The sequence below is a fragment of the Mesorhizobium sp. RCC_202 genome, assembly GCF_041355295.1.
In the GTDB taxonomy this organism is placed as follows: Bacteria; Pseudomonadota; Alphaproteobacteria; order Rhizobiales; family Rhizobiaceae; genus Mesorhizobium.
In genome coordinates this window covers 76,327-96,434 of the sequence record NZ_JBFUPO010000013.1, presented here as the reverse complement: position 1 = coordinate 96,434, position 20,108 = coordinate 76,327, and the positions used below count along the sequence as shown (strand labels likewise).

Below are 20,108 nucleotides of genomic sequence, written 5' to 3'. Positions count from 1 at the left end.
ATGCTGAACAACAGGTCGATCACGCGCGAACGCATCGCGGCTGTCGAGCCGCGCATCCGGCCCTATGTCCGTCACACGCCGGTGATGCGTGTCGACATGGCCGATTTCGGACAGCCATCCTTCCCGGTCGATCTGAAGCTCGAATGCCTGCAGCATTCGGGCTCGTTCAAGGCGCGCGGCGCCTTCACCAATCTGCTCGAGCGGCAGGTGCCGGAAGCAGGCGTGGTGGCGGCCTCCGGTGGCAATCACGGCGCCGCGGTGGCCTACGCCGCCATGAAGCTTGGTCACAAGGCATCGATCTTCGTGCCCGAGGTCAGCCCGCCGGCGAAGATCGAGCGCATCCGCGGCTATGGCGCCGAGCTGGTGGTCGGCGGTGCGCGCTATGCCGAGGCTCTCGCCGCCAGCGAAGAGTTTGCCGCCAAAGCCGGCGCCTTGCAGATCCATGCCTTCAACCAGGAGGAGACGCTTCTCGGCCAAGGCACGCTCGGCCTCGAGATCGAGGTGGACCTGCCGGATATCGATACGCTGCTGGTCGCGGTCGGCGGCGGCGGCCTGATCGGCGGCATCGCAGCCTGGTTCTCCGGCCGCATCCGCATCATTGCCATCGAGCCGGAAGGCGCACCGACGCTTCATCGCGCCTTCGCGGCCGGCGAACCTGTCGATGCGCCGGCTGAAGGCATCGCGGCCGATTCGCTGGCGCCGAAGCGCGTCGGCGAGATGATGTTTCCGATCGCCGAGGCCTTTGTCGAGCGCTCGATCCTGGTCAGCGACGACGACATCGTCGCGGCCCAGAAAGCGTTGTGGGATCGCGTGCGAATCATCGCCGAGCCGGGTGGCGCCGCGGCCTTCGCCGCCGTGCTATCCGGCCATTATCTGCCTGCCGAGGGCGAGCGCGTGGCGGTTCTCGTCTGCGGTTCCAACACAAATCCCGCGAATTTCTGATCATAACCGGGCCTCGGCCCTTCACGATTTCGGAACGCGCCTCGCCTTTGCCGTGTTTGCTGGTATTCTTTCCGTCGTGACGTCCGGGCTATTCCTGCCCGGGCAGGAAGGGCCGATGACGCAACGACCCACTTCCGGCGGTGAACGCGGCCTGGCCGGGCGCCTGGCGCTCAGCCGGCTGGCAACACGGGCCTCGATGATCTTCGAGCGCAGCTGGCCTTTGCTCCTGCCGTTGCTGATCGTCGCCAGCCTGTTCTTCAGCCTGTCCTGGTTCGGCCTCTTCCCGCGCCTGCCCGAGGCGGCGCGCGTCGGCCTCCTGGTCCTGTTCGCCCTGTCGGCGCTCGGCGCGCTCTATCCGTTGCGCTTCTTCCGCATGCCGTCGGCCGCCGAGGTCGACCGGCGCATCGAAGCCGCCAATGAATTGCTGCACAGCCCGGTGCAGGTGCAAACCGACCGGCCGAGCGGCGCCGACAGCATCTTCTCGCAAGCACTGTGGCGCGAACACCAGAAGCGCATGGCCGAGAAGCTTTCAAGCCTGGGCCCTGGCAAGCCGCGAACCCGCGTGCCGGACTATGATCGCTGGGGCTTGCGCGCCTTGGCCGGGCTTTTGCTCGTCACGGCCTTTGCCTTCTCCTACGGACCCTTTGGCGGCAGGATCAGCGATGGCTTCATCGCCCGCGCGGTGCGCGACGCCGTGCCGCCGCGCATCGATGCCTGGGTTACGCCGCCCACCTACACCGGCAAGCCGCCGTTGTTTTTGACGGCGGACGCCAACCAGGCCGCTCAAACCTTCAGCGTTCCGCAAGGCAGCGACGTCTCGCTGCGCGTCACCGGCGGGACCGGCGAGGAGACGCTGAGTTACGCCGAAATTGACGGCAATGCCCGCGCCATCGACCCGGCCGCGCCCAAAGGTCCGGCCCCGGCGAGCCAGACCGCGCCCAAGCTTCGGCAATTCACCGGCAAGCTGAACACCAACGGCACGCTGACGCTGAAATCCGGCGAGCAAGATCTCGGCCATTGGGCCTTCGCCGTCATCGCCGACAAGCCGCCGACGATCCGTTTCGTCGGCGAGCCGAAGCGCGCCGTCAACGGCGCCATCGAGCTCAACTACCAGATCGACGACGATTATGGTGCGGCCTCGGCAAAAGCCGTTTTCGAGCTGCTCGATCCGCCCTCGGCCAACGCGCATCCGCTCTATGGCCCGCCCGAAATGCCGCTGACGCTGCCGCGCCGTGGCGGTAAGACGACCGCGGCCAAGACGACCAAGGACCTGACCGAAAATGTCTGGGCCGGCAGCAAGATCAAGCTGACGCTCAGCGTCACCGACGATGCCGGGCACACCGCGACCAGCGACATCAAGACGCTTGTCATGCCGGAGCGGCCTTTCGCCAATCCGCTGGCGCGCGCCGTGCTCGAGCAGCGCCGCCTGATTGCGCTTGATACCAACGCCAAGCCGCGCGCGCTCGACCTGATCGACGCCATCACGCTGCGCCCCGAGGACACGTTCAGCAACATGTCGAACTACCTCGCCATCATGAGCGCGAGGAGCCGGTTGAAGCTTTCCGAGACCGACGATCAGCTGCGCAACGTCGTGTCCTATCTCTGGGAGATCGCGCTCGGCATCGAGGAGGGCAATCTGTCGGCCGCCGAGCGCCGGCTGCGCCAGGCGCAGCAGGCGCTGCAGGACGCCATCAAGAACGGCGCCAGCGACCAGGAGATCGAAAAGGCGATGAAGGAACTGCGCGAGGCGATGAACCAGTTCCTGCAGGAATTCGCCCAGCGCGCCGAGCAGAACCCGAATGCGCCGCAGATGCAGCAGAATGGCCGCGAGCTGCGCCAGAGCGACATCGATCGCATGATGGACCAGATCGAGAATCTCGCCAAATCCGGCGATCGCGACAAGGCCCAGCAGCTTCTGTCCGAACTGCAGGACATGATGAACAATTTGCAGGCCGGCCGTCAGCAGCAAGGTGGCGAGCAGGACAGCCAGATGCGCCAGCAGATGGACAAGCTGGGCGACATCATGCGCCGCCAGCAGGAAATGATGAACGACACTTTCCGTCTCGACCAGATGCAGCGTGGCGAACGCGAGAATGGCGAGCAACAGCTTGGCGAGGACGGCGACCAGGGCCAGTCGCAGGACGGGCAGAAGCCCGGTCCCGGCCAGGATCGCGATCCGCTGGGACGGCCGAAAATGTCGTCGAAGGACCTCGCCGATGCGCTGAAGCAGATGCAGGAGGGCCAGGGCCAGTTGCAGAGCGAGCTCGACCAGCTGAAGAAAGGCCTCGAAGGCATGGGCATGGAGCCGAACGAAGGGTTCGGCGACGCCGGCAAGTCAATGGGCAACGCCGAACGGTCGCTGGGCGAAGGCGATGGCGATCAGGCGGTTGGCCATCAGGGCCGGGCGCTGGAGGCGTTGCGCCGCGGCGCCAAGGACATGATGAAGCAGATGCAGGCCATGCAGGGCGATCAGGGCGGCAGCGAACAGGGCGGCCGCAAGCAGGATGCCGATCGCGATCCGCTCGGCCGGCCACGCGCCACCAACGGCCCCGATGACGGCACCTCGGTCAAGGTTCCCGACGAGATCGATGTGCAACGCGCCCGCCAGATTCTCGATGCGATCCGCAAACGGCTCGGCAACTCCTTGAGCCCGGATATCGAGCGCAGCTACCTCGAAAGGCTGCTGGAACTCAAATAGTCGGCCCCTATCACTTTTGGATCGCAACCGCGCCATGCCGAAGCTTGGAACCGTCACGCCGATCCTGCGCATGTTCGACATCGCCAAGGCGCGGGAATTCTATCTCGACTTCCTCGGCTTCGCCCCCCGCTTCGAACACCGCTTCCACGACAATGCGCCGCTTTACATGGGCATCGCGCGCGACGGCTGCGAATTGCATCTGAGCGAGCACCATGGCGACGGCTCGCCGGGCGCCCACATTCGCGTCGAGGTCGCCGACATCGCGGCGCTGCATCGCGAACTGACGGCGAAGAAATACCGCTACGCCGGACCGGGATTGGAAGAGACACCCTGGCGGACCTGGGAAGTCACGGTCGGCGACCCGTTCGGCAATCGGCTGACTTTCCACGAGGACATGCCGGAGCGATAGGCCGGCAGACGCAGTTCCCGGACTTCAAAGATCAACCGCAGCCGGCGCCTGCCTGGTCAGGGTAAACGCGTCGCGGATCGCGTTTTCCATGCCGTCGATCGCCTCGCCGGTCGCCAACGGATTTCGGTGCAGCACGACGTTGGACGAATCGATGTTGCCGAAGCCGTCGGCGGCGGTCAGCTCGCGGCAGTCCGACGGAATGTTGCTGCGTGAGATCGGCGCGATCGCCAGGCCCGAGGTGACGGCGAGCGTCAGGCCGCCATTGGTGTCGCTGGTATAGGCCACACGATAGTCGAGGCCGCGCTGCTGCAGCGACTTGATGGCGAAGTCGCGACACCAGCCGTTGCGGCTGTAAAGCGCGATCGGCACCGGCCGCTCCTCATGCATGTGATGCAGCGTCGATGTCACCCAGACGGTGGGGTCATGCATCAGCACTTCGCCGCCCGAAAAACCTTCCCACTCGAACACCACGGCAAGGTCGAGTTCGCCCGCCGCGAGCGCCCTCACCTGCGAGTCCGAATGCGCGTAGCGCACCGTGACTTCGACGCGCGGATGGCGCTTGGCAAACTCACCGAGCGCCCGCGACAGGATCGACCGGCCATACTCCGCCGGAATGCCGATGCGCACCAGTCCGCCGAGCGGTGGCGCCACCAGCGAGGCGGCGGTCTCGTCCAGCAGCGAGACGATGCGGCGCGCATTGGCGATCAGTTCGCCGCCACGACGCGTCAGCGCCACGCCGCGCGAACCGCGCTCGAACAGGCTGTCGCCGACCATATCCTCCAGCTTCCTCATCTGCATGGAGACGGCGGACTGAGTGCGCCCCGCCTTTTCGGCGGCGCGCGTGAAATTGCCGGTTTCGGCCACCGCCACGAAGGTGCGCAGGAGGTCGCTGTCGAGCACGGGTTTCATTGATGCCGCCATAAGAATTTCTGATTGCTGGCATCATTCCAATTCGTTTGCAACATGTCAAACGCTGCAGGATAGTCGCCATACCCATTGGATATGCGGTCGCGAAATCGGCCGCGGACCAATCGAAGAGTCCTCACTCGATACCCGCTGCCTGAAAATGGTAGCGGGTTCTTTTTACGAGCATGATCCCGAACCGAAGGACCGCGTCAGCGAAAAGTGGGTACCGGTTTTCGGACAAGATCATGCTCCAACCAAAGAGTTGGATCGGGATGACGGTTCAACGAAACGTCATTCTGGGCCAGGAGCAATTCCAGGAAGAGTGCATCGCGGTTTTCCGTCCGGAATTGCGCAAAGTGCGATAATGTAAGACGGCTCTTGGGGGGCCGATACTGATGCAGAACCGGATAGTGCTTGGCATCCTGAGCCTCTGTCTCGGCGTGTTCGTCTTTTCGTTGCAGGACCCACTGGTCAAGGCCGTGTCCGGCGGCTACCCGGTGACCGAGGTCATGGCGATCCGCGCCATCGTCGCGCTGCCGATCCTGATCGTTCTCGTCCAGGCCGATGTCGGCCTGCAAGCGGTTCTGTCGAAACGATTCGGCATGCTGACGCTGCGCGCCTTCATCCAGTTCTCGTCCTACACGGTCTATTATCTGGCAATCGCCGCCCTACCGCTGGCCGACGCGGTGGCGCTCTATTTCATGGCGCCGCTGGTCATCATGGCGATGGCCGGACCCTATCTCGGCGAGCGCGTCTCATGGAAAACACTGGCGACGGTGCTCATCGGCCTGGTCGGGGTCTTCGTGATGCTGCGCCCGGGCGCCGGCGTATTCGACTGGGCAGCGCTGCTGTCGCTGGGCTCGGCTTTCCTCTACGGCTTTTCGCAGCTTATGGCGCGCCGTATCGGTGACACCGAATCATCGACCGTGATGGCCTTCTACCAGAACGGCGCCTATCTCAGCGGCGCCGTGGCTGTCGCCGCCGTCCTTCACCTGGCCGGCATCACCCATGCGGCGCATCCGAGCGTCGAATTCCTGGTCCGGCCGTGGGTTTGGCCTGCGCTGCCGGACTTCCTCAAAATGGCCGCCTGCGGCTTCGTCGCCTCCGCCGGCATGATCCTGTTGTCGCAGGGCTACCGGCTGGCGCCGGCCAACCGGGTCGCCACTTTCGAATACACCGGCATCCTCTGGTCGCCGCTATGGGGCTTCTTGTTCTTCGCCGAGGTGCCGCGAGAAACAACGGTGCTGGGCGCGGCGCTGATCATCGGCGCCGGCCTGCTGGCGTTGAACAACGAACGCAGGCGCAGCGCTGTATCGACGGTCGCCGCAACGGGCGAGGCTGCTTAGTTTAAAACGCGGCCGACACGGGCGCGAATCTCGGCAAGCGTGAACGGCTTCTGCACGACATCGCGGATAATGCCGTTCAATTCCTCGGCGCGTTCGCGCTGGTCGGCATAGCCGGTCATCAGCATGATTTTCATCATCGGGAACTGCCTTGCAGCGGCGGTCGCCATCTCGATGCCGTCCATCTCCGGCATGCGGATATCGGACACCACCAGATCGTAACCGCCTGCCGCGCGTTGGATCAGCTCCAACCCTTGCGCGCCATCGGTGGCGATCGTGACCATGTGGCCGTCGCGTTCGAGCGCGCGGGCGGCGAGGGTGCGGACGGACTCATCGTCCTCGACAATCAGGAGCTTAGCCATGGCGCGGAACATGGCTGGGAAACGTTGACGTTTTCTGAAAATTTTACGCGTTCTGCGAGGTCTGAAGCGCGTCGCGCTGAAGCGGATTCAAGCGACGCGCTTTAAGTCTTTGTTTTGATGATGTCGTTGTCCCAGAACCGCTGCACACTTCTGGGCGACATGCATCAGGCGTCGCCCTTCACGACACCGACAAATGGCAACTCGCGAAACGCATGGGCGACATCCATGCCGTAACCGACGACGAAATAATCGGGACAGTCGAAGCCGACATAGTCGGCGTGGAGCTCGGTCTGGCGACGCATGCGCTTGTCGAGCAACACGGCGATGGCGCAGCTCTTTGCGCCACGCGACAGCATCAGCTCGCGGGTGTAGGAAAGCGTCTTGCCGGATTCCAGTATGTCGTCGATCAACAGCACGTCGCGGCCGGCGACCTCATTGTCGATGTCGCGCAGCACCCTGACCTCGCCGCTTGTCGTGCCGGCGCCGTAGCTGGAGATGAAGATGAACTCGACCTCCGGCGACAGGCCGACATCGTGCATGGCGCGGATGAGATCGGCGGCAAAGACGAACGAGCCCTTCAGGATCGAGATCACCAGAAGATCGTGATAGTCGCGCCCGGCGATTTCCTTGGCGAGCTCGAGATTGCGGCGTGCGATCGCCGACGCCGAAAACAGGACCTCGATGTCCTTGCCGCGCACAACTGGCATGTATCTGCTTCCTCAAATTAGTCGCCTGCAACGCCCATCGTGTCAGGTGTGTTGAGATTCAGGTCAGGCCGAGTCGAAAATGGTGGCTTCCGAGAACCGGAGCGGAGCGTACTTAAAGTACGTGAGCACCGGAAGCGCAGGAAACCGCCATTTGCAGACCGGCCTCACCTGAAGATCGCCACACCTAGCCGGCGAAGATGACTGCGACCGTTCTGACGCCGTCTTTAGGCACATCGAGGCGGCTGGAAAAGCCAAATCTTTCGCCTGGCGCCAGTGAGCGGTTGGATGTCCCCAGCCTGTAGCGGATGATATTGCTGTTGTTGTCGGTGACGCGGATTTCGAGCGGCGGCAGCATCTCTGGCCCAGCTCCGTCGTTCGCCGCCTCGCCGTCGACGAACAGCAACGGCTTCAATCCCGATGCATCGATGCGCGATGTCACGCCGGAAATGGTGAGCGCGCTGGTCGGCCCGGCATTCGCCAGGAACGGGCCCTGCCGCACCAAGGCATGGCCGCCCGCTACCCAGAACGACACCAACGCTATGGCGATCCCGGCGATCCAGAACATTGGGCCGCCGCGTGAGGAGCGCGACGGTGCCGGCTCCGGCCTGCGCAGCATGCCCATGCCTTCGATCGGCGGCGTCGAGGACGGTGGTGGCGAGATCGTCGGCACTGGTCCGGGACGCGCGTCAAAACGCGGCAGCACGACATAGTCGGCATCGACGACATCGGCCGGGGCATCGAGCACGACGCGCTCGGACGTGGCCTTCGCTGCCGCGCCGGTCATGATTTCGCCGGAAACGGGGCGCGCGGTTCTGTCGTCAGCCATTAACGGCACCAGTTCAGTCTTCGTTTCTTTTGCGTAAACGCAAATGGTTAACGCTTCCCCACCGTAACGGTTTTAAGGAGGCGTTAATGCCCCGAAATTAACCGCCGGTTAACCATGCCGGCCGATGGTCTGTTAGAGCAATTCCAGGAAAAGTGTGAAACGGTTTTCCGTCCGGAATTGCGGGAAAGGCACAGAGATAGAGCGGTTCGCCGTTTCCATGAAACGGTGGAACGCTCTAGAATTAGATTGTGGCGCGTCGCCGCCGAGAGTTTCAGGTCGCCGAACGTGATCCGCTTCGAAAATGTCGGCCTCCGCTATGGCATGGGTCCGGAAATCCTCCGCGACATCTCCTTGCACATTCCGGAGCGCTCCTTCCAGTTCCTGAGCGGCCCCTCCGGCGCCGGCAAGACGACATTGCTGCGCCTGCTTTTCATGTCGTTGAAACCGACGCGCGGCCTGATCACCATTTTCGGCAAGGATCGCTCCCGCATCTCGCGCAGCGAACTGCCGCATCTCAGACGCCGCATCGGCGTCGTGTTCCAGGATTTCCGCCTGCTCGACCATATGACGACCTATGAGAATGTCGCCCTGCCCCTGCGCGTGCGCGGGCGCGAGGAGGCAAGCTACCGAACCGACGTCACCGAGCTTCTGAAATGGGTTGGGCTGGGCGACCGCATGCATGTGCTGCCGCCGGTGCTGTCCGGCGGCGAGAAGCAGCGCGCCGCGATTGCGCGCGCGCTGATCGAACAGCCGGAAATCTTGCTGGCCGACGAGCCGACCGGCAATGTCGACCCGCCCCTGGCACGCCGGCTGCTCAGGCTCTTCATCGAGCTCAACCGTCTCGGCACCGCAGTGGTGATCGCCACGCACGACCTCGGGCTCATGGAGCAGGTCGATGCGCGGCGCATGATTCTCGCCGGTGGAAGGCTGGATGTCTATGACTGACCTTCCGGCCGATCACCTGCATGAAGAGGACGCCGTCGAAACCACGACCACTGTCCGCCGCGTCCAGCGCAAGATGGCGCCGATCGTGCCGGCGCAGAACATTGCCGGCCGCGCGCTTGTCCTGGTCATCGCCATCATGACCTTCCTGTCCTGCCTGACCTTTGGCGCCGTGACGCTGGTGCGCGACACCGCATCGGTCTGGGAAAACCAGATCTCGCGCGAGGCGACCATCCAGATCAAGCCGGCCGACGGCCTCGACATGGAAGCGGCCCTTGCCCAGGCCTCGCAGATCGCCGGTGAATTCCCCGGCGTGAAGGGCACCAAGATCATCGATCGAGACGCAACCGCCCGGCTTCTGGAGCCTTGGCTGGGCAGTGGTCTCAACATCGACGAGCTGCCGGTGCCGCGCCTGATCATCGTCACCATCGACGAGGCCAGCCCACCCGATTTTGCCGCGATCCGTGCCGCGATCACGCCGAAAATCCCAAGTGCCTCGCTCGACGATCACCGCACCTGGGTCGACCGTCTGGTGGCCATGGCGCATACGACGGTGACCATCGGCGTCGCGGTGCTGGCGTTGATGCTGTCGGCAACCGTGCTGACGGTGGTGTTCGCCACGCGCGGCGCCATGGCCGGCAACGGTCATATCATCGAAGTGCTGCATTTCGTCGGCGCCGAGGCCCGCTTCATCGCGCGCGAATTCCGCTGGCATTTCCTGGTCACCGGCATGAAGGGCGCTGCCGCCGGCGGAGCGCTGGCGATCGCCGTCTTCATCGTCTTTTCCTGGTGGTCGTCGCGCAACATGGCAACGCCGCAGGCCGACCAGGCGACCGCGCTGTTCGGCAATTTCGCCATCGGCTCCGCCGGCTATCTCGGCGTCGGTCTGATGGTCGTGGTGATCGGCGTGCTGACGGCGGCAACCTCGCACGTGACCGTCGTCGCCTATCTCAGCGACATCGACGTCCGGCAGCCGGACGGAGGCTGAAGATGCCTGCAATTCCGACACGCGCTGCGGAAAAATACGAACTCGGCTTTGGATGCGTAATGCTGAGGCAAGACAGCAATCACACACTCGGCAAATGCCGTAACGCAAAGTGCGCTGTCTCACCTATCAACGGCCGCATTTCAGGATTAACCATAGGATGATGGACGCGCGGGAGCAGACCGGGACAGCTGGACGGATGCCGACGGTGCTTGCGCGCGCCGCCACTCCGGCCACGACCGGCCGTTTGAGGCTTGCGCTGCGTTTCTGCGGATTTGTCGTCCTCGTCATACTGGTACTGTTTGCCGGCGGCTTCGGATGGTTTGCCGACAAGGTGAGCCACATGGCGACCCCGGTCGACCCGGCCAAGGCCGACGCCATCATCGTGCTGACCGGCGGCCAGTCGCGGCTGGACGCGGCGATGGACCTTTTGGCATCCGGCAAGGGCAAGCGGCTGCTGATCAGCGGCGTCCATCCCTCGGCCAGCCGCCACCAGCTGCAGGTGGCGATGGGCGGTGACAAGCAGCTGTTCTCCTGCTGCGTCGACATCGACCGTGCCGCGCTCGACACCATCGGCAATGCCGAGGAGAGCGCCAAATGGGTCGAAAGCCACGCTTATGGCAGCATCATCATCGTCACCAACAATTACCACATGCCGCGCAGCCTGCTTGAAATGAGCCGGCTGCTGCACGGCGCGCGGATCGAGCCCTATCCGGTGGTCAACACCAATCTCGGCAATGGCGGCTGGCTGACCAAGCCGGAAGCGTTGCGCGTGCTGGTCACCGAATACAGCAAATATGTGCTGTCGTTGGCGCGCGGCTTTCTGCCGCTGCGGCCTGGCGCCGAAGGCGTCACACTGGCGGAAGCTTCTTCAGTAAAGAACTAAACCTCACCGGCAGCCTTACCGACACTACCCCGCAGGCGAGCGACCTCCTGCTCGAGGCTTGCGATGCGCCGATCGCGTTCGGCAAGTGCTGCCGCGACATCGGCCGCCTCGAAACGCTGCGGGATATGCTGTGGGCAATTGGCATCCCAGGCTGAGACGGTGAACAGGATCGTCTGCTCCGGCCGCGCCTTGTAGTTCTCCGGCATCAGCCTTGCCGTCTGCTCCGGATCGTTCTCGACGACACGCGCCTTGCCCCAGATCTTGATGCGCTGCCGCATCATGTAATCGATCAGGAACAGGAAGGCCTGGTCGTTATCTTGCAGATTGCCCTGCGTGATGAACTGCCGGTTGCCGGAGAAATCGGCAAAGCCGATCGTGTGCTCGTCGAGCACCTTGAGGAATCCTGCAGGGCCACCCCTATGCTGGATGTAGGGCTGTCCGTCGGCATTGGCCGTCGCCAGGAAGACGCTGGTCTGCGCCTCGATGAAGGCGGCGACATCCGGCGTGATCGTCGCGCGCCAGCCGCCACGCTGCTGGACGCGCGAATAGGAGTCGCGCGATCCCTTGCGAGTCTGGATCGCCTTGACGGTCGGCGTGAAGGCGACATCGCTGGTGAAGGCATTCATGGCGGCGCTCCTCGTGCAGGCTCGCCGATCAAATAACCTCTTCCGAAAAACGGATGTAGAGCGCATATTTGCAACTCATCCTTCCAGATTTCGGAAGAATAATGGATCGTCTCGACGCCATGTCCCTGTTCGTCGCCACGGTGGAGGCCGGCAGCCTATCGGCCGCCGCGCGACGCGCCGGCATGCCGTTGGCGACCGTCAGCCGCAGGCTCTCTGAACTGGAGAAGCATCTGAAGACGCGCCTGCTCAACCGTTCGACGCGACGCCTGAGCCTGACCGACGCCGGCCAGTCCTATCTCGCCGCCTGCCGCCGTATCCTTGACGATGTCGGCGAGGCCGAGCGCGCCGCTGCCGGCGAGTATCTGAACCCCACCGGCGAACTGGTCATCACCGCGCCGGTCGTCTTCGGCCGCCTGCATGTGCTGCCCGTTGTCACCGACTTCCTTGCCGCCTATCCCGAGGTGGATATCCGCCTCACTTTGTCCGACCGGCTCACCCAGCTGGTCGAGGAGCATATCGATCTTGCGCTGCGCATCGGCGAATTGCCGGTATCGGCGATGGTCGCAATGCGCGTCGGTTCGATCCGCCGCATCGTCTGCGCGAACCCGGCCTATCTTGCCGGGCGCGGCGTGCCGGCAAGGCCGCAGGACCTAGCCGGCCACGACTGCGTCACCTCCGAAGGGCTTGCGTCTCCGGCTACATGGAACTTCGGTGCGGGCAAGTCGGAAATCGTGGTGCCTGTCCGCTCGCGGCTGCAGGTCAACACCGCCGAAGCGGCGATCGACGCCGCGATGGCCGGCCTGGGCCTGACCAGAGTGCTGTCTTATCAGGCCGATGCCTCCGTGCGCGCCGGAGCGCTGCAAGTGGTGCTGGAGCCGTTCGAGCCGCCGCCCTGGCCGGTCAGCCTGGTGCATGCGGGCCAGGGGCGATTGCCGGTGAAGCTGCGCGCCTTCCTCGACTTCGCCGCGCCGCGCCTGAAGGAACGGCTGGCGCGGTTGCTGTAGCCCGGCGTTAGACCTCGGCGACGTTTCCTTTTTGCGCCTGCTTGGTGTAACCAACGCAAACTCACCATCGGGCCCCCGTATGCTCACTCTCCGTTCGCTTGCCTTCAACTTCGTGTTCTATGTCAACCTGATCGTCCAGATGATCGTCTGGACGCCCTACTATTTCCTGTCGCCGCGCCACCGCGCCTGGTTCGTGCCGAAATTCTGGTCGCGCACCTCGATGTGGCTTTACGACAAGATGGCGCTCACCAAGAACGACATCACCGGGATCGAGAACCTGCCCGAAGGCTCCTTCATCCTGGCGCCGAAGCACCAGTCCTTCTGGGATGCGATCGCCTTCTATCCCTATCTCGAGGACCCGCTCTACATCCTCAAGCGCGAGCTAACCTGGATCCCGTTCTTCGGCTGGTACATCATGAAGATGCGCATGATCCCGGTCGATCGCGGCAGCCGCTCGAAGGCGCTGAAGGCCGTCGTCAACGCCACCAAGGAGGAGATGGCGCGCAATCCACGCCAGCTCATCATCTATCCGGAGGGTACCCGCCGTCCGCCAGGTGCGGAGCCATCTTACAAATACGGCATCGTCGAGATTTATGCGCAATTGGGCGTACCCGTGGTTCCGGTTGCCCATGTCGCCGGCCTCTACTGGCCGCGCCGCAAGTTCTTGCGCTACCCCGGCACCATCAAGGCCCGCTTCCTGCCGCCGATCCCACCTGGCCTCGACAAGGAAGAATTCATGCGGCGGCTGGTCGGTGAGACCGAGGCCGCCTGCGATCAGATGCTTGTCGAGGCCGCGCAGGGGCCCAACCCGCCGCCCATGCCGCCGACGGCGGCAAAGCGGTTGGCGGAGCTTGGCGCGGCGAAGGCCTGAGTCTTATGGCAGCGCCGCCCAGGCGGTCGTCAGCACCAGTGTTGCCGCGAAGATCAGATTGATGATCCGCGACGCCACGGGATGGCGCAGAAACCGCGCAAAGCCCGTCCCAGCGAGCAGCCATGCCGCATGGATGACAACGATCATCACTACGAGCACCAAGAGCTTGGCGGGCCCGCCCAGCGCCTCGGCTTGCGACGAAGCCCCGGCAAAGACGGCGGCAATCGCCACATAGGCCTTCGGATTGGCGACGGCGAGCATGAAGCCGCCGGCAAAGGTCGGGTGTGTCGCTTGCTTTCCGCTCTCGGCCAGTGGCGACGCCGTCGCTATCTTGAAAGCAAGATAAAGGATGTAGGCCGCCGAGAGGATCGTGAGCACGGTGGCCATCGCAGGCATCGATGCAAGCACCCCGACAATGCCGGCCGCCACCACCAGCAGCACGGCGACCGTCCCGAGCACCAGCCCCGACGCGTAACCCAGCGAGGAGCGCAGGCCGAACGCTGCTCCGACAGCGGTGACACTGATGGTCGATGGCCCCGGACTGCCCATGACGACGGTCGCCGCCACGATGAGCGCCAGCAATTGCTGCCAGGGCTGCGCCTCGGACAATACTCCTGCTGCCATGCCGCACCCCGTTCCTGCCTCTATGCGGTAGGACTAAGGGCAATCGTCGCGACGGTCTTGGACGATTGTGCGCGATCGACTCACTTCGTCAGGCGCTGGCCCGGTCGAGCGCTCCGATATCATCACTGGAAAGCTTCAGCGACGCGGCGCGGATCAGACTGTCCATCTGGGCCGGCGTCGTCGCGCTGGCGATCGGCGCGGTGACGCCTGGACGCGCGATGATCCAGGCCAGCGCCACTTCCGCCTGCTTGGCCGAGTGGCGCTCGGCGATGGCATCGAGCGCCGACAGGATGCGCATGCCGCGCTCGTTGAGATATTCGGCAACGTCTTCGCCGCGCTGACTCTGGCCGAGATCGGCCTTGCCGCGGTATTTGCCGCTGAGAAAACCCTTGGCCAGGCTGAAATAGGTGATGACGCCGAGGTCCTGCGCCTTGCAGAGGTCGAGCAACGGGCCGTCCAGCGACGAACGATCGTACAAATTGTATTCGGGCTGCAGCACCTCGTAGCGCGGCAGGCTGCGCAGGCTGGCGACGTCGAGTGCGGCGCGCAACTGGCCGGCATCGAGATTTGAGCAGCCGGGATAGCGGATCTTGCCCTTTTCGAGCAGGCGCTGATAGGCGCCGAGCGTTTCCTCGTAAGGCGTGGCCGGATCCGGCCAGTGCGACAGGTAAAGGTCGATGACATCGACCTGCAGCCGCCTCAGAGATGCGTCGACCGCCTTTTCGATATAGGCGGCGGAAAGGTCCTTCTTGCCCTGACCCATGTCCGAGCCGACCTTGGTGATGACCACCACCTTGTCGCGGTTGCCGCGGCTCTTCATCCAGTTGCCGATGATGGTTTCCGATTCGCCGCCCTTGTTGCCGGGAACCCAGCGCGAATAGGCATCGGCCGTGTCGATGGCGTTGAAGCCGGCTCCGACAAAGCGGTCGAGCAGATCGAAGGAGGTCTTCTCGTCGGCGGTCCAGCCGAAGACATTGCCGCCAAGGACCAGCGGCGCGATGGAAAGGTCGGTGCGACCGAGGCGGCGTTTCTGCAAGGCTGATCTCCATGATGCTGGAACGGGCGCGACGCCCGGGGATGGGTTGCCGCTAAGCTAGGTCGTGGCTGGCCGAGGTCAAAGGCATGGTTTTGCTTTTTGATCGGACCAGAGCTTCACGAAGGTGCCACCTGCCGGCCGACTTCCTCCAGCCAATGATCGCGGATGCCGAGCGCCTCGAGGTGCTCGAGCGTGCTCAGCACGTAATCTTCATTGTTGCCGGACCGGCCTACGGCGCCGCGCACGACTTTTGCCGCCTCAACGGCGTCGAGCGCGCCGGCATATTGCACGTGCTGGCGATCAACGATGTAGGCGACTGCCTCGACCACGCCGCCGTCATCCAGCCGGACATCGAGCATGCGTTCGAGATAGACGCTGGTCACCAGTTCGCGTTCGCGCAGGTAGGAGAGCACCTCGCCGCGCAGATTGGCCGGCACGCGGTAGGCAAGGCCGATGCAGGAGCCGCCGCGGTCGAGGCCGAGCACCAGTCCCGGCCGCTCACGCGTGCCGCGATGCACGAAGGAATAGACGCAAAGCGAGCGGCGATAGCCGTAGAGCCGGGCGCGTCGCGTCTCGATATGGGCGAAACCCGGCCGCCAGATCAGCGACCCATAGCCAAAAACCCAAAAATCGCCCATATCGCCAAGCCTGATTGCATTTCGAGTGACGACAGCGCCGGTAGGTGTGTTTCTGTTCCCGCGAGTGCGTGAGAATGAAGTCGTCACATGAGGGGTTAACGAGAGCCGCAGCATGACGTCAAGGGACGAGCGACCATCCAAACCCCGCCGCCGGCTGCTCTGGCTCGTGGCGTTCATCGTCGTGCTGTTCGCCATCTACAGCGGGGGCTGGTTCTATCTGGCCGACCGGCTCAAGACCGAAGCCAACCAGGCTTCGGCAAAGCTCCAGGCCAGTGGCATCGTCGCCGGCTGCGCCAACCTCACCGTCAGCGGCTATCCGATGAGCTTCACGGTCTCCTGCGACAACATCGCCTATGAGGACGATGGCAGGAAAGTCGCCGCCTCCACCGGCAGCTTCAACGCTGTTGCCGATATCAGCTCGCCCTTGTCGCCCGTCGCCGACCTGCGCGGCCCGCTGCGGACGATGGCGCCCGGCACGCCGCCGCTTTTCATCGATTGGGACCAGTTACAGGCAAACGTCAAAATGTGGTGGCCATTGCCGAGCAGCGTTTCGCTGCGGGCCGATGGGCTGTCCGGTCAGACCGACCCGCAAGACGATACGGATCCCGTGCAATTGTTCAGTGCCGGCAAGGCGGCCGGCGAGCTACAGCCGGTGGGCCAGGATGTGAAATATGTCGGCAGCTTCGGCGATCTGGAGATCAATGCGGATGCGATCGGCGGGCGCGTGCTGCCGGCGCTGGATGGCAGCGGCGAGGCCACGCTGAAGAACGGCGTTGCGCTGGTTGCCGTGCCGCCGAAAAGCCTGCGCGGCCAGTCGGTCGATATCGCCAAGCTCGACCTGTCATCCGGAACGGCGCGCATCACCGTGTCGGGGCCGATCTCCGTCGATGCCGAAGGCCTGGTCGATGCAAATCTGACGATCAAGCTCAAGGACCCCAAGGCGGTGGCGGCCATCCTTGGCGGCGCCATGCCGGAGCACAAGAGCGAAATCGAGCAGGGATTTGCGGCCATTGCCATGCTTGGCAAGGAGCCGTCCTTGCCGCTGAAAATAACCAAGGGCAAGGCTTCGCTGGGGTTCATTCCGCTGGGCAAGATCAAGCCGGTGGACTAGGCATGGTCCCGAAAAGTGGGAACCGGTTTTCGGGCAAGACCATGCCGGCAAAGAAAATTGACGCCATGGCCCGACCGGTCAGACTGCTCAGCGTCGGCGCCTTCACCCTCGACACGATCCTGCGCGTCGATGCGCTTCCCGCTCATCAGGGCAAATTCATCGCCAGCGACGGAGTCCAGATCGCTTCCGGCATGGCGACGAGCGCGGCCTGCGCCGCGCATCGTCTCGGCGCCGACGTCTCGCTTTGGGCAAGCGCCGGCGACGATCTGGTCGGTGACCAGCTGATCGCCGGCATCCGGGACGAAGGCATCGACTGCAGCCTCATCCGCCGCGTAGCCGGCGCCCGCTCGGCGCTGGCCGCGGTCCTGGTCGATGCACATGGCGAGCGCGTCATCGTTCCGTTTTACGACAAAAAGACGCATGCCGATCCCGAAAAATTGCCTCTCGCCGACCTGTCCGCTTTCGACGCCGTGCTGGTCGACGTCCGCTGGCCGGGCGCCGCGGCACTTGCCTTGACCGCTGCGCGCAATGCCGGCCGCCCGGCGATCCTCGACGCCGATACCGCGCCGGTCGAGGTGCTGGAGCGGCTGTTGCCCCTGGCCTCGCACATTATTGCCTCCGAGCCCGCCGCCCGCATCGTCTGCGGCCACGCGCTCGATCCGCAAAGCGCTTGTGCCGATCTAGCCTCGCGCACCGATGCCTTCGTGGCGGTGACCGGTGGCGCCGCCGGAACCTGGTGGCATGATCGCACGAGCGGCGGCGTACGCCATGTCGAGGCGCCGAAAGTCAAGGCGGTGGACACGCTCGCCGCTGGCGACGTCTTCCATGGCGCCTTCGCCGTCGGCCTTGCCGAGGCCATGCCCATGGAGGAAGCGCTGCGCTTCGCCAGCGCCGCCGCCGCGCTCAAATGCCTGCGCTTCGGCGGCCGCCTCGGCGCGCCGGACCGGACGGAGACGCTTGCCATGATGGCGGCGCACTGGCCACCCCAGCACGGAAAAGGGAGCTGAGATTCAGGTCAGGCCGAGTCGAAAATGGTGGGCTCCGAGAACCGGAGCGAAACGTACTTAAGTACGTGAGCACCGGAAGCGCAGGAGCCCGCCATTTGCAGGCCGGCCTCACCTGAATATCAGCTCCCTTTAGGGTGTTCTACCGCCTGACGGCCGAAGTCCGGCACGTCGATATCCTGGCCGGCCTCGATGATCGAGCGGCGGACGGCGCGGGTGCGGGTGAACAGGTCGAACAGTTTCTCGCCATCCCCCCAGCGGATTGCCCGCTGCAATGAGGCCAAATCTTCCGAGAAACGCGCCAGCATCTCCAGGATCGCATCCTTGTTGTGCAGGCACACGTCCCGCCACATGGTCGGATCGGAGGCCGCCAGTCGGGTGAAATCGCGAAAACCGGAGGCGGAATATTTGATGACTTCGCTCTTGGTCACCGCCTCAAGGTCGTCCGCCGTGCCGACGATGTTGTAGGCGATGATATGCGGCAGGTGCGAGACGATAGCCAAGGTCATGTCGTGATGCTGCGGATCCATGGTGTCGATGTTGGAGCCGCAGCGCCGCCAGAACTCCGACAGCTTCTCGAGTGCCGCGGGGTCGGTGCCCGGCATCGGCGTGAAGATGCACCAGCGATTGTCGAAGAGGTCGGCGAAGCCGGCGTCCGGTCCGGATTTCTCCGTGCCCGCCAGCGGGTGTCCTGGAATGAAATGCACGCCCGCCGGCACATGCGGCTGCATCTGCGCGATCACGGAGGCCTTGGTCGAGCCGACATCGGTGAGGATGGCGCCCTGCTTCAGCACCGGGGCGATTTCCGCGGCGACGTCGCCGGATGACCCGACCGGCACCGAGACGATGATCAGGTCGGCGTCGCGCACCGCTTCCCTGGCATCCGTCGTGTAGGAATCGCCGAGACCGAGTTCCTCGGCGCGCTTGAGCGTCGATGCGCTGCGCGTCGCGATGGCGATATGGCAGGCCAGCCCCTCGCGGCGGATGACGCGGGCCAGCGACGACCCGATCAGGCCGATGCCGACCAGCGCTATTTTCTCGAACATCGGTGATGCCATGGTGTTTTAGCTTTTCAGGAAAATCGTCAGCGCATCGACGACGCCGCGATTGGCCTCCTCGGTGCCGACGCTCATGCGCAGCGCGTTGGGAAAGCCGTAGCCGGTGACGCGGCGCAGGATATAGCCGCGCTGGCTGAGATAGTCGTCGGCGGCCGCCGCGGAGTGCTTCTTGTCGTCGGGGAAGTGGATCAGCAGGAAATTGCCGACGCTGGGCGTCACCCTGAGGCCGAGTTTCGTCAGTTCCTCGCCGAGCCAGGTCAGCCATGTCTCGTTGTGCAGCACACTACGCTCGACATGGGCGCGGTCGCGGATCGAAGCGATGCCGGCCTCGATGGCGGTGGCATTGACGTTGAACGGACCGCGAATGCGGTTGATCGCATCCACGATATGCGCCGGTCCGTACATCCAGCCGACCCGGGCGCCGCCAAGGCCGAGCTTGGAGAAGGTGCGCGTCATCACCACGTTCTCAGCGCTTCCGGCAAGCTCGATGCCGGCTTCGTAGTCGTTGCGGCGGACATACTCTGCATAGGCGGCATCCAGCACCAGAAGCACGTTCTTCGGCAGGCCGGCATGCAGGCGGCGTACCTCACTGAACGGCAGGTACGTGCCGGTCGGATTGTTGGGGTTGGCGAGGAACACGATCCGCGTCGCGGGCGTCACAGCCGCCAGGATTGCGTCGACATCGGCGCGCTCCTCGGTTTCCTTGACAGTGACCGGCCTGGCGCCTGCCGCCTGGATGTAGATCTTGTAGACCATGAAGGCGTGCTCGGTGAACACGGCCTCGTCGCCGGGCGAAAGATAGGTTTGCGCCAACAGCCCCAGGATCTCGTCTGAGCCGTTGGAGCAGATGATGTTTGCCGGGTTGAGGCCATGCACCTCGGCGATCGCTTCGCGCAACCGGCGGGCCGAACCGTCGGGATAGACATCCAACTTGGCAGCCACGTCCCGCGCCGCCTCGATCGCCTTCGGCGAGGGCCCGAGCGGGTTCTCGTTCGACGACAGTTTGTAGACCTTCGTTACCCCGGCCGGCGCCGTGCTCTTGCCGGGCACGTAGGCCTCGATGTCCATGATGCCCGCGCGGGGCGTCGGACGTGGCTGATCCTGCTTCATGTCACAAATCCGTCGAGAAG

21 protein-coding genes are annotated in these 20,108 nt (G+C 64.3%); 11 read left to right on the top strand and 10 right to left on the bottom strand.

Annotated elements, in window-relative coordinates; all coding sequences use genetic code 11:
* From AB6802_RS25835 to AB6802_RS25825, 3 genes are all read left to right on the top strand, one after another.
* Positions 1-942 (top strand): threonine/serine dehydratase, encoded by a 942-nt coding sequence (locus AB6802_RS25835; RefSeq protein WP_371013027.1) that lies wholly within the window; start codon positions 1-3, stop codon positions 940-942.
* Positions 943-1,057: 115 nt separating this feature from the next.
* Entirely contained in the window at positions 1,058-3,640 is a 2,583-nt protein-coding gene (locus AB6802_RS25830; protein ID WP_371013026.1) for a TIGR02302 family protein, read from the top strand.
* 34 nt (positions 3,641-3,674) lie between these two features.
* The gene (locus AB6802_RS25825) at positions 3,675-4,049 is read left to right on the top strand and encodes a glyoxalase superfamily protein (protein ID WP_371013025.1); all 375 of its coding nucleotides are present in this window, start codon (positions 3,675-3,677) and stop codon (positions 4,047-4,049) included.
* 24 nt (positions 4,050-4,073) lie between these two features.
* Here AB6802_RS25825 and AB6802_RS25820 read toward each other — a convergent pair whose 3' ends face one another.
* Positions 4,074-4,958 (bottom strand): LysR family transcriptional regulator, encoded by an 885-nt coding sequence (locus tag AB6802_RS25820; RefSeq protein ID WP_371013024.1) that lies wholly within the window; start codon positions 4,956-4,958, stop codon positions 4,074-4,076.
* A gap of 392 nt (positions 4,959-5,350) precedes the next feature.
* On the opposite strand from AB6802_RS25820, the gene AB6802_RS25815 reads away from it, so the two are divergent.
* A complete protein-coding gene (locus AB6802_RS25815; RefSeq protein WP_371013023.1) occupies positions 5,351-6,301 on the top strand; it encodes a DMT family transporter in 951 nt (316 codons plus the stop codon).
* Here the strand turns inward: AB6802_RS25815 and AB6802_RS25810 are convergent.
* The 3 genes from AB6802_RS25810 to AB6802_RS25800 all read right to left on the bottom strand — a co-directional run bounded on the left by AB6802_RS25810 (position 6,298) and on the right by AB6802_RS25800 (position 8,193).
* On the bottom strand, positions 6,298-6,660 hold the full coding sequence (locus AB6802_RS25810) for a response regulator (protein ID WP_371013022.1): 363 nt from the start codon (positions 6,658-6,660) through the stop codon (positions 6,298-6,300). The two genes, AB6802_RS25815 and AB6802_RS25810, sit on opposite strands and share 4 nt — an antisense overlap.
* Before the next feature lie 164 nt (positions 6,661-6,824).
* The gene (gene hpt / locus AB6802_RS25805) at positions 6,825-7,367 is read right to left on the bottom strand and encodes a hypoxanthine phosphoribosyltransferase (protein ID WP_371013021.1); all 543 of its coding nucleotides are present in this window, start codon (positions 7,365-7,367) and stop codon (positions 6,825-6,827) included.
* Between the two features lie 184 nt (positions 7,368-7,551).
* A complete protein-coding gene (locus tag AB6802_RS25800; protein WP_371013020.1) occupies positions 7,552-8,193 on the bottom strand; it encodes a hypothetical protein in 642 nt (213 codons plus the stop codon).
* A gap of 285 nt (positions 8,194-8,478) precedes the next feature.
* Here AB6802_RS25800 and ftsE point away from each other — a divergent pair, with 285 nt between their 5' ends.
* From ftsE to AB6802_RS25785, 3 genes are all read left to right on the top strand, one after another.
* The gene (ftsE, locus tag AB6802_RS25795) at positions 8,479-9,138 is read left to right on the top strand and encodes a cell division ATP-binding protein FtsE (protein ID WP_371013019.1); all 660 of its coding nucleotides are present in this window, start codon (positions 8,479-8,481) and stop codon (positions 9,136-9,138) included.
* Positions 9,131-10,123 carry a cell division protein FtsX gene (locus AB6802_RS25790; protein ID WP_371013073.1) on the top strand — a complete coding sequence of 331 codons (993 nt, stop codon included), beginning with the start codon at positions 9,131-9,133 and terminating at the stop codon, positions 10,121-10,123. The genes ftsE and AB6802_RS25790 overlap by 8 nt, the downstream gene beginning before the upstream one ends.
* Before the next feature lie 157 nt (positions 10,124-10,280).
* Positions 10,281-11,006, top strand: coding sequence for a YdcF family protein (locus AB6802_RS25785; protein WP_371013018.1), 726 nt, complete (start codon positions 10,281-10,283; stop codon positions 11,004-11,006).
* Here the strand turns inward: AB6802_RS25785 and AB6802_RS25780 are convergent.
* The gene (locus AB6802_RS25780) at positions 11,003-11,632 is read right to left on the bottom strand and encodes a pyridoxamine 5'-phosphate oxidase family protein (RefSeq protein ID WP_371013017.1); all 630 of its coding nucleotides are present in this window, start codon (positions 11,630-11,632) and stop codon (positions 11,003-11,005) included. The genes AB6802_RS25785 and AB6802_RS25780 overlap by 4 nt on opposite strands.
* A gap of 101 nt (positions 11,633-11,733) precedes the next feature.
* Between AB6802_RS25780 and AB6802_RS25775 the strand changes: the two genes are divergently transcribed.
* Entirely contained in the window at positions 11,734-12,636 is a 903-nt protein-coding gene (locus AB6802_RS25775; RefSeq protein WP_371013016.1) for a LysR substrate-binding domain-containing protein, read from the top strand.
* A 79-nt stretch (positions 12,637-12,715) separates the two neighbouring features.
* Complete coding sequence (locus tag AB6802_RS25770) at positions 12,716-13,507, top strand: lysophospholipid acyltransferase family protein (protein WP_371013015.1); 792 nt, start codon at positions 12,716-12,718, stop codon at positions 13,505-13,507.
* A 3-nt stretch (positions 13,508-13,510) separates the two neighbouring features.
* Here AB6802_RS25770 and AB6802_RS25765 read toward each other — a convergent pair whose 3' ends face one another.
* From AB6802_RS25765 to AB6802_RS25755, 3 genes are all read right to left on the bottom strand, one after another.
* Positions 13,511-14,131 carry a LysE family translocator gene (locus AB6802_RS25765; protein ID WP_371013014.1) on the bottom strand — a complete coding sequence of 207 codons (621 nt, stop codon included), beginning with the start codon at positions 14,129-14,131 and terminating at the stop codon, positions 13,511-13,513.
* An 88-nt stretch (positions 14,132-14,219) separates the two neighbouring features.
* Entirely contained in the window at positions 14,220-15,167 is a 948-nt protein-coding gene (locus tag AB6802_RS25760) for an aldo/keto reductase (protein ID WP_371013013.1), read from the bottom strand.
* 116 nt (positions 15,168-15,283) lie between these two features.
* Entirely contained in the window at positions 15,284-15,805 is a 522-nt protein-coding gene (locus AB6802_RS25755) for a gamma-glutamylcyclotransferase (RefSeq protein ID WP_371013012.1), read from the bottom strand.
* 112 nt (positions 15,806-15,917) lie between these two features.
* Between AB6802_RS25755 and AB6802_RS25750 the strand changes: the two genes are divergently transcribed.
* Both AB6802_RS25750 and AB6802_RS25745 read left to right on the top strand, forming a co-directional pair.
* Positions 15,918-16,916, top strand: a complete 999-nt coding sequence (locus tag AB6802_RS25750) for a DUF2125 domain-containing protein (protein ID WP_371013011.1) — start codon at positions 15,918-15,920, stop codon at positions 16,914-16,916.
* A gap of 65 nt (positions 16,917-16,981) precedes the next feature.
* Positions 16,982-17,923: a sugar kinase gene (locus AB6802_RS25745; RefSeq protein ID WP_371013010.1), complete on the top strand. Its 942-nt coding sequence runs from the start codon at positions 16,982-16,984 to the stop codon at positions 17,921-17,923.
* 119 nt (positions 17,924-18,042) lie between these two features.
* On the opposite strand, the gene AB6802_RS25740 is transcribed toward AB6802_RS25745, so the two are convergent.
* Together AB6802_RS25740 and hisC are read right to left on the bottom strand one after the other, a co-directional pair.
* Positions 18,043-18,978, bottom strand: a complete 936-nt coding sequence (locus AB6802_RS25740) for a prephenate/arogenate dehydrogenase family protein (RefSeq protein ID WP_371013009.1) — start codon at positions 18,976-18,978, stop codon at positions 18,043-18,045.
* A 6-nt stretch (positions 18,979-18,984) separates the two neighbouring features.
* Entirely contained in the window at positions 18,985-20,088 is a 1,104-nt protein-coding gene (gene hisC, locus AB6802_RS25735) for a histidinol-phosphate transaminase (RefSeq protein WP_371013008.1), read from the bottom strand.
* Positions 20,089-20,108: the final 20 nt, after the last annotated feature.